Below are 12,555 nucleotides of genomic sequence, written 5' to 3'. Positions count from 1 at the left end.
ACCAAAGCGACAATGGTGCGATAAAACGCCACGTATTGACGCAGAAGGCCCACGAAAAACCGCCGCGCGGAAGGGGTTGTTCGTGGGCTGACCCAGACGTACCGCAAATCGGGTCTTGCGGGTCTTGCGCCTTATGCTGCGGCGCAAATCAAAGCGCCGCGGTCATGCCTTGCCCACCAGCGCCACCCTGGTCCAGGGCCTGATCTGCGCCAACGCCTCCAGCACCATCGGGCCGATCAGGCCGACGATCAGCGCCACGCAGAAAACCACGCCATCCCCGGCGTCCAGCCGGTGCAGCACCACCCGCGCACCGGCGGCGAACAGGGCGTGGTGCAAGTAGATGGCGTAGGAGGAGGCTCCCACCATCCGGAAAACCCGGCTCGTCGGCATGGCATGCAGCAACGTCACCGCTCCGCCCATCCCGCACAGCAGCGCGACACCGCTGTTCCAGCCGAAATGCGGCAGATAGCCCCACAGCGACGCCTGATGCAGGGCCACGCCGATGGCGAGCGCGGCAGCGGCGCTGCCAACCATCGCCGACCGGGGAACCATGGCGCGGAAGCGGGTCACCCCCACCCCCAGCAGGAAGTGCGGCAACAGGAAGCAGGCCTCGTTCACCGACAGGATGTTCGAGTCGACATGGACCGTCAGGCACATGACCACCGCAGCCGCCATGGCGAACACAAACCCGCCCGGCCGGTCCATCGCGTGCAGCGTGTCGAGCAGCGCGACGCCCGTGAAGATCAGGAACAGCGCCTGCAGGTACCAGAAGTGGGCATAGGAGAAGACGTAGATCCGCCACATCGAATCGGGGGCGGCGGTTCCGTTCGCACCCGGCGCATGGGTCTGCAGCAGATAGAAGAGAGTCGACACCACCAGGAACGGAAAGCCCAGCCGGCGCAGCTTCTTGACGAAGAAGGTGCTCAGCCGGTCGCCTGTGGCGGGGTTCAGGGCGTACACGAGCCCCGAGATGAAGGTGAAGAGCGGCATGCGGATCAGTTCGAAGCTGTCGGTGGCGTAGCGGTACACCGACCCATCCGCCACCTGCATGCCGGCCCCGGGAATACCGACCACGTGGTAGGCGACCAGCAGGATGCAGGCCAGCCCCCTCAGTTCCACGACATGATACGGCAACATGTTCTTGCGCATGGGGCTACTCCAGGCACCGGGCTGTCAGCGCCGCGGACGGAGCGCGCGGTCGACCGACGCACCGCAAGCTCCGCTGTAAACGGCAGGCTGAACATGGCGCCTGGAGCGATCCAATGCACTTCGGTCAAATGCGCCGGAGCTTATCCCGCGCGATAGCCACCCCTGCCCCGCCCGGCCCACCCCTTGCCCAAAGCAGCGCGGCGGGGGTCATCCGGGCAGCTCTCTATAACGCGAATAGATTTTTCCGGAAGGTGGCGCATCCCGGGCCGGATTTCCGCTTGCTACCACCGCCGGCCTGTGCATACTGCGCCGCTTCATAACTCCTTGCCGGCGGTCCGCCGTCGGCTAGGCCCGGGCAGCTGATCCGATCCATGAGGGATGGGGCGCAGCGCCGGACCATGAACAGCCATGGGGAGTGCAATGGCACTTTACGAGTGCGTGCTGATCGCGCGCCAGGACATTTCGGCCGCCCAGGCCGAGCAGCTCTCTGAGCAGTTCGCCCAGATCGTTCGCGACAACGGCGGCACGATCGCCAAGAGCGAATACTGGGGTCTGAAGACCCTCACCTACAAGATCAAGAAGAACCGCAAGGGTCACTACACCCTCTTCAACATCGACGCTCCGGCCGCCGCCGTCGCCGAGATGGAGCGGAACATGAGCATCAGCGAAGACGTGCTGCGCTTCATGACCGTGCGTGTCGACGCCCTCGATGCCAACCCGTCGGCGATGATGCAGAGCCGCAACGAGCGTGGTGAGCGCGGCGATCGTGGCGACCGTGGTCCGCGTCGCTTCGACGACCGTGGCCCGCGTCCGCCGCGCCGCCAGGAAAACGTTGCCGCCGCCGAAGGGGAGACCGCGTAAATGTCCGACAAGCAGACCACGGGCGCTCCGGCCCGCACCGGCGGCGCCCGCCGCCCGTTCTTCCGTCGCCGCAAGACCTGCCCGTTCTCGGGCGCGAATGCTCCGGCGATCGACTACAAGGACGTCAAGCTGCTGTCCCGCTTCATCTCCGAGCGCGGGAAGATCGTCCCGAGCCGCATCACCGCGGTCTCGACGAAGAAGCAGCGTGAACTGGCCCGCGCCATCAAGCGCGCCCGTTTCCTGGCCCTTCTCCCCTACGTGGTGAAGTAAGCCCGGCAACGGCCGAACTGTTTCGGTGAAGGTTCTTCAAGGGGTTTCCATGGCCTTGGGTCCGGCCGTACCGCTGGTGGTCGCCGTCGGCGGCGGTCTGGCAAGCGCGTTCTTCTACCTGTCGGTCACGTTCGGCGGGATGGGTGCGCTGATCCTGGGCTATCTGGCCCCCCTGCCGCTGTTCCTGACGGGACTGTGGCTTGGGACGCCCGCGGTGATGCTAGCCGGTCTGGCCGGCGCCGCCGCGGTGATGCTGGGCACCTCCGGCAGCATGCTGGTGGCACTGTCCTACCTGGTGACCGGGGCCGCCCCGGCGATCCTGGTGGTGCGGCAGTCGCTGCTGGCACGCACGCGGGAGGATGGAACCCTGGAATGGTATCCACCCGGCCGGGTCCTGATGGGCCTGACCGGGATGGGTGTGGCGGCGCTGCTCGCCGCGGTGATCCTGACGCTCGACCAGCCCGGTGGGTTGGAAGGGCTGATGCGGCAGACCCTGGCCCGAGTCGTCGAGCCGGCGTTCCGTTCGCAGGGCCAACCGGCCCCGGATCCCGAGGATTTCTGGGTGGCGGCCGTCCTGCCGGGGCTGGTTGCGGTCTCATGGCTTGTCATGACGATCGTCAACGCGGTGCTGGCGCAGGGGGCGCTGATGCGGTTCGGCCGCAACCGGCGCCCTGCCATGCGTCTGGCCGAGCTGGAATTGCCGCATTGGCTGGCGCCGCTGTTCGCGGTGGCGGTCGTGGCGGCCTCGGCCGTACCGGGAACCTTCGGGTTCCTGGCGGTCAATCTGGCTCTGATCCTGGCGGTACCCTTCGCTTTCGCTGGACTTTCGGTGGTCCATGTATTCGCCAGCAGCAAATCGGCGCGCACGCTGATCCTGGTTGGCTTCTACATGATGCTGTTTCTCTTCGGGTGGCCGATCCTGCTTTTGGTCGGCCTGGGCATGATCGAGCAATGGATCGGGCTGCGCCGCCGGTTTTCCCCCGCGGCCCCCGGTCAGGAGGACGAGTGATGGAAGTTATTCTGCTGGAGCGGGTCGAGAAGCTCGGCCAGATGGGTCAGGTCGTGAATGTGCGTCCCGGCTTCGCCCGCAACTATCTGCTGCCGCAGAAGAAGGCCATGCGCGCCACCAAGGCGAACCTGGCCGTCTTCGAGAAGCAGAAGGCCCACCTTGAGGCCGTGAACCTGGAGCGCCGCAAGGACGCCGAGCAGGTCGCGACCAAGATGGACAACGTGTCGGTCGTCGTGATCCGTCAGGCTGCCGAGACCGGCGTCCTGTACGGTTCCGTGACCACCCGCGACGTCTCCGACGCGCTGACCGCCGCCGGCTACAAGACCGACCGCAAGCAGGTCCAGATCGACACCCCGATCAAGACCCTGGGTCTGTTCAAGCTGCGCGTCGTCCTGCATCCGGAAGTGTCGATCGCGGTCACGGTCAACGTCGCCCGTTCGGCCGAAGAGGCCGAGCTGCAGGCCCAGCGTGGTGGCATGATCACCGCCGCCGACCTGCGCGACGAGGAAGACGAAGAAGAGACCTACGTCGAAGAGACCGCGACCGAGGAAGAGGAGGGCTGATCGCCCTTCTGCGGCTGAAGTCCCGAAGACGCCTTTGGGATTTTGGCGGCACGTCGTACCGCTCGTCCGGAAACCGCCCGCCCCATTGGGGGCCGGGCGGTTTTCCGCGTTCTGGGCAGGCGGCAGCAACGACAGACATGACTGTGTGCATACGTCCGCAATACCCAATTGGGTAGCAGTTCTGACCGATTGACGAATTGTCGCACCCCTTCCTGCGCGCCATGCTTGGAACGGCACCGCGGAAGGAGTTCGGCATGCTGCTGGTTCGTCTGCTTGCCGCCGCCAAGGGCGACGGAACCCTCAATCTCATTACGGCCGATGGAAAGCACCATCGGATCGGATCCGGGTCACCAAACCTGACCCTCCGCCTTCACGACCGCGCCGTGGAGCGCGACCTGCTCATCAATCCGCGCCTGCGGTTCGGCGAAGCCTATATGAACGGCCGCTTTTCGATCGAAGGCGGCGGCATCTACGACCTGCTGTCGATGCTGATGAGCGGTGCCGAGGTGCAGGGCGCCCTGGGCCGCGCCCTGGAGTCGCTGTCGCCGCTGCTGCGTCGCGTGCAGCAATACAACCCGATGCGGCGTTCCCGCCAGAATGTCGAGCACCATTACAACCTGTCACGCCAGTTCTACCAGCTGTTCCTCGACCGGGACATGCAGTATTCCTGCGCCTATTTCGCGGAGCCCGGCCTGTCGCTGGACGAGGCCCAGGAGGCCAAGAAGCGGCACATCGCCGCCAAGCTGCTGATCGTGCCCGGCATGCGGGTGCTCGACATCGGCTGCGGCTGGGGCGGCATGGCGCTCTATCTGGCGCGGCATACCGGAGCGCGGGTGACCGGCATCACCCTGTCGTCGGAACAGCTCGCCGTGGCGCGCCAGCGGGCGGACGAGGCGGGGCTGTCGGACCGGGTCACCTTCGAGCTGCGCGACTATCGCGAGTTCGCCGCCGCCCATCGCGGGGCCTTCGACCGCATCGTCTCGGTCGGCATGTTCGAGCATGTCGGCGTGCCGCAATACCGCAACTACTTCGACGCGGTGCGCGACATGCTGAACGACGAGGGCGTGGCGCTGATCCATTCCATCGGTCGGTTGGACGGACCGGCAAGCACAAACCCCTGGATCCGCAAATACATCTTCCCCGGCGGCTATTCCCCTGCCCTGTCGGAGGTGCTGCCGGTCATCGAGCGGTCCGGCCTGCTGGCCACCGACCTGGAGGTTCTGCGCCTGCATTATGCCGAGACCTTGCGCCACTGGCGGGCCCGCTTCACCGCCCATTGGGAGGAGGCGAAGGCGCTGTATGACGAGCGCTTCTGCCGGATGTGGGAGTTCTATCTGGTCGGCGCCGAACTGGCCTTCCGCCTTCAGGGCCATATGGTGTTCCAGGTGCAGGTCGCGCGATCGCTGGGCGCCGTGCCGCTGACACGCGACTACATGCTGAATGCGGAACGGGACATTGCCGGCGCATCGGCCGGCCAATCGGCGGAGTTGCGGCCGTCTCGCACCCCGGAGTCGGCGGCCTGATCGCACCAAGGGCCGGATTTGCAGTTCTTGGGCGGCATTCCGCCGCCAAAGCGGCTCAATCCGGCCAACCGGTAATACCAATTGACCATCATGGCCGGCTGCGGGGCTGCGTTGCAAGCGGAATCATGCGACATCGACGCCTAAGCCACCGCCGTGCCTTCCTTTCCGTCACGGGGCGATGCTATATAACCGCGATTGATTTCCGCCCGGGGTACCGGGGAGCCACCCAAGCGGCAGGCTCCCCGGCAACAAGCGCCCGCTGGACGACGCGCCCGGCTCCCAAGGAATGACAACGCCCTTACCCGTTCGGGGAGATCTCGCACCCATGACCAAGATCAAGGTAGCCAATCCGGTCGTCGAACTCGACGGCGACGAGATGACGCGCATCATCTGGCAGTTCATCAAAGACAAGCTGATCCTGCCCTACCTCGACATCGACCTTAAGTACTACGACCTCGGCATCGAGAACCGCGACAAGACCGACGACAAGGTCACCGTCGAGTCCGCGAACGCCATCAAGCAGTATGGCGTCGGCGTGAAGTGCGCGACCATCACCCCGGACGAAGCTCGGGTGAAGGAGTTCAACCTCAAGAAGATGTGGAAGTCGCCGAACGGCACGATCCGCAACATCCTGGGCGGCACCGTCTTCCGCGAGCCGATCGTCTGCTCCAACGTTCCGCGCTACGTCCCGGGCTGGACCAAGCCGATCATCATCGGCCGTCACGCCTTCGGCGACCAGTACAAGGCCACCGACTTCGTCGTTCCCGGCCCGGGCAAGATGACGATCAAGTGGGAAGCGGCCGACGGCAGCCAGCAGATCGAGCACGAGGTGTTCGATTACCCGAGCGCCGGCGTGGCGATGGGCATGTACAACCTCGACGATTCGATCGAGGGCTTCGCCCACTCGAGCTTCATGTACGGCCTGGAGCGCGGCTACTCCGTCTATCTGTCGACGAAGAACACGATCCTGAAGGCCTATGACGGCCGCTTCAAGGACATCTTCCAGAAGGTCTTCGACGAGACCTACGCCGACCAGTTCAAGGCCAAAGGCCTGGTCTACGAGCACCGCCTGATCGACGACATGGTCGCCTCGGCCCTGAAGTGGGAAGGCGGCTTCGTGTGGGCCTGCAAGAACTACGACGGCGACGTTGAGTCGGACGTGGTGGCGCAGGGCTTCGGCTCGCTCGGCCTGATGACCTCGGTCCTGGTCACGCCGGACGGCAAGACCGTCGAGGCCGAGGCCGCCCACGGCACGGTGACCCGCCACTATCGCGAGCACCAGAAGGGCAAGGAAACCTCGACCAACCCGATCGCCTCGATCTATGCCTGGACCCAGGGTCTGGCCTACCGCGGCAAGTTCGACAACACCCCGGACGTGATCAAGTTCGCCCAGACGCTGGAGCGCGTCTGCGTCGAGACCGTCGAGTCCGGCTTCATGACCAAGGATCTCGCCATCCTGATCGGCCCGCAGCAGCCGTGGCTGACCACCAAGCAGTTCCTGGACAAGCTGTCGGACAACCTGGAAAAGAAGATGGCCGCCTGGTCGTAAGGCCGGCACCGTCTCTGTCCAGCGCTTATACTTCACAGGGTGCGACGCCGCGTCCGGGTCAAACCGGACGGCGGCTCAGCTAGGGTTCGGGCGGGGAGTTTCGGCTCCCCGCTTTTTTCTTGTCCGATTCGTGAAAGGACCGAACCCGATGCCCAACAATCTGTTCCGTGTCGCCGTCGTGGGCGCCGGCGAGACCGGAACGCCGCTGCTGCGCAAGTTGCTGGCCGCCTCCTTCGTCGAGTTGCTGGGTGTGGCGGACCTCGATCCCGAGGCGCCTGGTATGCGGCTTGCGCACCATCGCGGCGTGAAGACCACCACCAATTTCCACGAGCTGGCACAGTTGGGCGAGCAGTTGGATGTGCTGATCGACGTCACCGGCGTGCCGGCCGTACGCGATGCGCTGCGCAAGGCGATGCAGGAGACCGGCAACCACCATACGGTGATCGTCCACGAGATGGTCGTGCAGTTGATGCTGTCGCTGCTGAACGGCGAACTGGTTCGGCTGAAGCACGATACCCGGGATTATTGAGACGGATCATCGCGGCGGAGGCGGGATTTGCAGCCTCTGCGAATTGCCTCATGATGGGCAGAGGACGTCCGGCGCGGCGTCCGCCCATGTCAGGAGCGGCCATCGATGGAACTCGGCATTCTGGTTATCGCGGCGTTCGTGCTGGTTGTCATTCTGGCGATCACCAGCGTCCGCATCGTCCCCCAGGGCTTCAACTTCATCGTCGAGCGGTTGGGCCGTTATCAGGAAACGCTGCATCCCGGCTTCAACGTGATCTTTCCGATCATCAGCTCGGTGCGGGCCAAGGTGGACATGCGCGAGACGGTGGTGGATGTGCCATCGCAGAGCGTCATCACCAAGGACAATGCCGCGGTGACCGCCGACGGCGTGCTGTATTTCCAGGTGCTCGACCCGATGAAGTCGACCTATGAGGTCAACGACCTGCAGCGGGCGATCCAGACACTGGCGATGACCACCATCCGCACGGTGATGGGCTCCATGGACCTGGACGAGTTGCTGAGCCAACGCGAGGCGATCAACGCCAGCCTACTGCGCGCGGTGGACGAGGCGACGGCCTCCTGGGGCGTGCGGGTGACCCGCATCGAACTGCGCGACATCACCCCGCCCGACGACATCGTCCAGGCGATGGGCCGGCAGTTGAAGGCAGAGCGCCTCCGCCGCGCCCAGATCCTGGAGGCCGACGCCGAGAAGGAAAGCCAGATCCGTATCGCCCAGGGCAAGCTGGAAGCCGCCAAGCTGGAGGCCGAAGCACGCGAGCGCCTGGCAGAGGCGGAGGCCAAGGCCACCCGCCTGGTGTCGGAGGCGGTGGCCCAAGGGTCGAACCAGACGCTGGGTTATTTCCTCGGCCAGAAATACATGGAAGCCTTGAAGGCCTTTGCCGCGTCCCCCAACCAGAAGACCATGATCCTGCCGGTGGAACTGGCTGGCGTCGCCGGTGCGCTGGCGGGGTTGGGCGATCTGGTGCGCGATGCCACCCCGTCCCGGCCGCCCTCCTCGCCCTCACCCGCTCCGCGTAATCCCTGGTCGGTGCCGCCCACCACGACCGCGTCGGACGGGGAGTGAGCGAATGTCGCCTTTGTTGTGGGGAGCGCTGGGTGCCGTGCTGATCGCGGCGGAACTGGTGATCCCCGGTATTTTCCTGGTCTGGTTCGGCGGCGCTGCACTGCTGACCGGGCTGGTGACGGCGCTGTGGCACGACTGGGGGCTGGTCAACGAGGCCGGATTCTTCACCGTCGCCGCAGGCGCGGCCGTCTCGGTCGCCATCATCCTTGCCCGTCGCCGCAACGCATCGGTGGAGGGCAATGCGGAGCGGATCAATGACCGGGCCGGGCAGCTGGTCGGACGCGCGGTGACGCTGAGCGAGCCGATCGTCAATGGACATGGACGGGTGTTCGTCGGCGATACCTTGTGGTCGGTCGAGGGTCCCGATCGGCCGGCAGGTGCGGCGATGCTGGTCGCCGGCCACAAGGGGATGGTGCTGGTGCTTCGCGATGCGGCAGAGGGGCGGTAAGGCCTCGGCTGCGTGGCCAATCTCAGGATTCTGCCAACAAAAAAGCCCGCCTCTCCCCCGAGAGCGGGCTTTTTTGAATGGCTTGTCGACCGGTCAGGCGGCGCCGACGTTGCGGTCTTCCTCACGCTTCTTGCCGCCCGAGGCGGGCTGGTAGGCCAGCGCGGCGTGTTCCGCGCAATAGGGCATGCCGGGCAAGGCGTTCTTGCCGCAGAAATGGAAATCCTGGTGCTTCGGGTCGCCGACCGGCCATTTGCACATCCGCTCCGTCAGAGCAAGGATGGTGGCGCCGCGCGTCGGCTTCTTCTTGATGGGCGACGGCCGGCCCGACAAGCCCAGGCGATGGGCCTTGCCGATGACCGCGTTGCGGGTGATGTCTCCCAGAATGTCGGCGATCTCGCTCGCGCTCAACCCCTGGGACCAGAGATCCTTGAGCTGTTGAATCCGCTCGTCCGTCCAACTCATCCCCGAGTACTCCCGATCCGGTGTCCGGTTATGCTGTGGCAAACAGGTCACGGTCTAGTGCCGTTTTCCATAAGCCGCAACATTTTGTGCCAGCCGGTGAAGAAGCTACCAGATGACGGCCGCAGACGATAGGGGGGCGCGGCAACATTCCTGTTGATAAGTCCGTGGGCAGACTCACGAGTTCAGCGCGCCATAGACCTCTTCGGCGACGCCGGACAGGGTATCCCGATCGGCTTCTCCGGCGACGGCCAGAGCCAACCCATTGTCCTGCCAATACAAAGCGCGCACACCGCCATCCTGGGCGAAGCGGAACGCTGAACCGGAGGTATTTGGAGAGGGGCGGATATACAACGTAATGCGACGCCCGGCCGCATCCTCGTACATGTACATTGCCACAGGTCCAGCGGAATCGGCCAAAAGCCGCCCGCCGATCAGCTGGTAGCCCCCTCTTGTGACTTTTGGGCAACGCATGTTCTTGCCCAGCCGCTTGGACAGCCAATTCACCAGATGGGCTTCCTCGTCGACACCGATCTCGACCGGATGGCGGACTTCGACGGAGAAGACGCGATGGGCGGCGACGGCATCGGCGATGAAGGCGGCGGTCAGCGGCTCGGCCCGCCAGCCGACGCGGTCGCGCAGCAGCCAGCCGCCGGCGCCACCGGCGACGAACATCAGGAGGGAGGCGGCGATCGCCGTACCCCACCAGGCCCCCCTGCCCCGGCGTTGCGGGACCGGAGCGGCATGGTCGCGCGCGGTGAAGGGCGGGGTCAGGCGGTCGGGCAGCGGCTGGTCGATCAGCGGGCCGAAGCTCTGGCCGAGCAGCGAGCGCTGGGCACGGTAGCGGTCGAAGCGCTGGGCGATCTCGGGATTATCGGCAAGGTGGCGCTCGACGTCGGCCAGCCGTTCCTCCGGCAACTCTCCGTCCAGCCAGGCATGAAGCTCGGCCTCGGTCACGGGATTGCGGGTGCCGCTCATCACTTGATCCTCCTGACGACCTGCTGGGTTCCACCGTCCAGCAGGACCCTCAATTTTTCGCGCGCCCGGGCCAGCCGCGACATTACCGTCCCGATCGGCAATTCCAGAACCTCCGCCACCTCGCGGTAGGACAGCCCCTCCATTCCCGTCAGCAGCAGGATGGTGCGGTGCTCGTCGGACAGCTGGGTGAAGGCGCGGACGAAGTCGCGCACCGCCCCGCGGTCGGCCGGCGGGGCGCTCAGCGCCAGATCGTCGGCGAGATCCTCCACCGGCACCTCCGCACCGCGCCGGCGCCGGCCGCGCTGGCCGGAGATGTGCAGGTTGTGCAGGATCGTCATCAGCCAGCCGCCGAGCTTCGACGGGTCACGCAAGGCATGGCGGTTGGCCAGCGCCTTCTCCACGCAGTCCTGAACGAGGTCGTCGGCGTCGGACCGGTTGCCCACCAGGGCGGTCGCATAGCGCCGGAGCCGCGGCACATGCGCGGCGATGGCGCGGTCGTCGATGTCTGGCGGGGTCATGTCGGGTCCGGGCAGGGCGTCGTCACCTGTCATGACGCCCTGCCCTGCCGCTTTATTCCCGCTGCGGCCATGGGATCACTGACCCGGTGAGGAGAAGCCGGCCTTGCCGTCGAAATTGCTGAGATTCTCGGTCTGGGTGAAGTCGATCCCCGCTTCCGCCAAGCGGCCAAGCAGTTCCACGATGGCGCCATGCTGCACCGGGCCGTGCTGCGACATGAAGCGGCAGCGCCAGTGGTCGGTGCAGAAGACGTCGGCGTTGCCGTCTGGCCAAACCCGCTGCGAGCGGTTGGAGATGCTGGTCAGCTTCAGCGCATCGGTCGACAGCGGCAGCACCAGCTCCGCCAGATCGTCCGGCAGCCCGCCGGACCATTGCAGGAAGACGTCGACGCCGACCAGTTCCTTCAGCGCGCGCACGCGCGGGGCCAGCCGGTTGATGCCGTCATAGGCCGGACGCGCGGTCGAGTAGCCGACCGGCGGCATGGTGACCGGGGTCTGGCCCAGCCGCTCCACCACCGCCTCGGCGAAGGCGGCGGTGCCGGCGCGCACCCGGCCCAGCCCGCGGGCATAGATGTCGGCGGTGTGGATGCCGTCCTCGATGGTCTTGAGCCAAGCATTGTGGATGCGCGCGGCGATGTCGCCCTGGCCGATATGGACCAGCATCATCACCGCCGCCATCAGCAGCCCGGACGGGTTGGCGATGCCCTGTCCGGCGATCATGGGGGCGGAGCCGTGGATCGCCTCGAACATGGCGCAGGTCTCGCCGATGTTGGCGGAACCGGCCAGCCCGACCGAGCCGGTCAGCTGGGCGGCAATGTCGGAAACGATGTCGCCATAGAGGTTCAGGGTGACGATGACGTCGAAGCGCTCCGGCTGGTCGGCCAGACGGGCGGCGCCGATGTCGACAATCATGTGGTCGGCCTTGATCTCCGGATAATCGGCCGCGATCTCGTAGAAGATTTTCAGGAACAGCCCGTCCGTCATCTTCATGACGTTGTCCTTGACGAAGGCCGTCACCTTTTGCCGGTGGTTGGAGCGGGCGAAGTCGAAGGCGTAGCGGACGATTCGCTCCGAACCCGGCCGCGAGATCAGCTTGACCGACTGGATCACGTCGTCGGTCTGGCGATGCTCGATGCCGGCGTAGAGGTCTTCCTCGTTCTCGCGGATGATGACCACGTCCATGCGCGGGTGCCGGGTCCGCACATAGGGGTGGTAGGACACGCAGGGACGGACGTTGGCGAACAGGCCGAGCGTGGTGCGGGCGACCACGTTCAGCGACTTGTTGCCGTATCCCTGGGGCATGGTGATCGGGCCCTTGAGGAAGACCCGCGTGCGGCGGATCGACCCCCAGCCGGCGGCATCCAGCCCGCCGGGATGGCCCCGTTTATAGACGGCCTCGCCGGCCGGAACCTCTTCCACCTTCAGCCGCGCGCCGGCCGCGTTCATCACATATAGCACCGCGTCCGTGATTTCTGGGCCGATGCCGTCGCCGCGTGCGACCGTGACGGGGGTGATATCGCGCATGCACTCACTCCAAGGGGACGCGCGACCGTAGACGCAAACAGGGGCCTTTTTCAATGGTTGGAGGCAGCGGCGGATCGCAGCAATCGGGGAACCGCACCCCCGCCCCCGCGGCGTGC

The 12,555-nt window shown here is 65.8% G+C and carries 14 protein-coding genes; 9 read left to right on the top strand and 5 right to left on the bottom strand.

Annotated elements, in window-relative coordinates:
• Positions 1-162: 162 nt before the first annotated feature.
• Complete coding sequence (locus tag M5E06_RS04150) at positions 163-1,149, bottom strand: acyltransferase family protein (RefSeq protein WP_252137254.1); 987 nt, start codon at positions 1,147-1,149, stop codon at positions 163-165.
• Between the two features lie 420 nt (positions 1,150-1,569).
• Here M5E06_RS04150 and rpsF point away from each other — a divergent pair, with 420 nt between their 5' ends.
• From rpsF to M5E06_RS04105, 9 genes are all read left to right on the top strand, one after another.
• Positions 1,570-2,010 (top strand): 30S ribosomal protein S6, encoded by a 441-nt coding sequence (gene rpsF, locus M5E06_RS04145; RefSeq protein ID WP_085089177.1) that lies wholly within the window; start codon positions 1,570-1,572, stop codon positions 2,008-2,010.
• A complete protein-coding gene (gene rpsR, locus M5E06_RS04140) occupies positions 2,011-2,280 on the top strand; it encodes a 30S ribosomal protein S18 (protein WP_012974291.1) in 270 nt (89 codons plus the stop codon).
• Between the two features lie 49 nt (positions 2,281-2,329).
• Positions 2,330-3,289: a DUF2232 domain-containing protein gene (locus M5E06_RS04135; RefSeq protein WP_252137253.1), complete on the top strand. Its 960-nt coding sequence runs from the start codon at positions 2,330-2,332 to the stop codon at positions 3,287-3,289.
• Entirely contained in the window at positions 3,289-3,852 is a 564-nt protein-coding gene (gene rplI / locus M5E06_RS04130) for a 50S ribosomal protein L9 (protein ID WP_109151437.1), read from the top strand. Before M5E06_RS04135 ends, rplI begins: the two co-directional genes overlap by 1 nt.
• Before the next feature lie 254 nt (positions 3,853-4,106).
• Positions 4,107-5,375 carry an SAM-dependent methyltransferase gene (locus M5E06_RS04125; protein WP_252137252.1) on the top strand — a complete coding sequence of 423 codons (1,269 nt, stop codon included), beginning with the start codon at positions 4,107-4,109 and terminating at the stop codon, positions 5,373-5,375.
• Between the two features lie 325 nt (positions 5,376-5,700).
• Positions 5,701-6,924: an NADP-dependent isocitrate dehydrogenase gene (locus M5E06_RS04120; RefSeq protein WP_085089173.1), complete on the top strand. Its 1,224-nt coding sequence runs from the start codon at positions 5,701-5,703 to the stop codon at positions 6,922-6,924.
• Between the two features lie 148 nt (positions 6,925-7,072).
• Positions 7,073-7,453, top strand: coding sequence for an oxidoreductase (locus M5E06_RS04115; protein ID WP_252137251.1), 381 nt, complete (start codon positions 7,073-7,075; stop codon positions 7,451-7,453).
• A 105-nt stretch (positions 7,454-7,558) separates the two neighbouring features.
• A complete protein-coding gene (locus M5E06_RS04110) occupies positions 7,559-8,515 on the top strand; it encodes an SPFH domain-containing protein (RefSeq protein ID WP_109151440.1) in 957 nt (318 codons plus the stop codon).
• Positions 8,516-8,519: 4 nt separating this feature from the next.
• A complete protein-coding gene (locus M5E06_RS04105; RefSeq protein ID WP_252137250.1) occupies positions 8,520-8,963 on the top strand; it encodes an NfeD family protein in 444 nt (147 codons plus the stop codon).
• A 93-nt stretch (positions 8,964-9,056) separates the two neighbouring features.
• Here M5E06_RS04105 and M5E06_RS04100 read toward each other — a convergent pair whose 3' ends face one another.
• From M5E06_RS04100 to M5E06_RS04085, 4 genes are all read right to left on the bottom strand, one after another.
• Positions 9,057-9,425, bottom strand: coding sequence for a GcrA family cell cycle regulator (locus tag M5E06_RS04100; RefSeq protein ID WP_109074461.1), 369 nt, complete (start codon positions 9,423-9,425; stop codon positions 9,057-9,059).
• 174 nt (positions 9,426-9,599) lie between these two features.
• A complete protein-coding gene (locus M5E06_RS04095; protein WP_109151442.1) occupies positions 9,600-10,400 on the bottom strand; it encodes an anti-sigma factor family protein in 801 nt (266 codons plus the stop codon).
• A complete protein-coding gene (locus M5E06_RS04090) occupies positions 10,400-10,951 on the bottom strand; it encodes an RNA polymerase sigma factor (RefSeq protein WP_252137249.1) in 552 nt (183 codons plus the stop codon). The genes M5E06_RS04095 and M5E06_RS04090 overlap by 1 nt, the downstream gene beginning before the upstream one ends.
• A 42-nt stretch (positions 10,952-10,993) precedes the next feature.
• A complete protein-coding gene (locus M5E06_RS04085; protein WP_252137248.1) occupies positions 10,994-12,439 on the bottom strand; it encodes an NADP-dependent isocitrate dehydrogenase in 1,446 nt (481 codons plus the stop codon).
• Positions 12,440-12,555 lie beyond the last annotated feature (116 nt).

This window comes from Azospirillum sp. A1-3 (genome assembly GCF_023806445.1).
Classification (GTDB): Bacteria; Pseudomonadota; Alphaproteobacteria; order Azospirillales; family Azospirillaceae; genus Azospirillum.
Note: the sequence above shows the minus strand (reverse complement) of the source record. Positions and strands in the feature narration are given on the sequence as shown.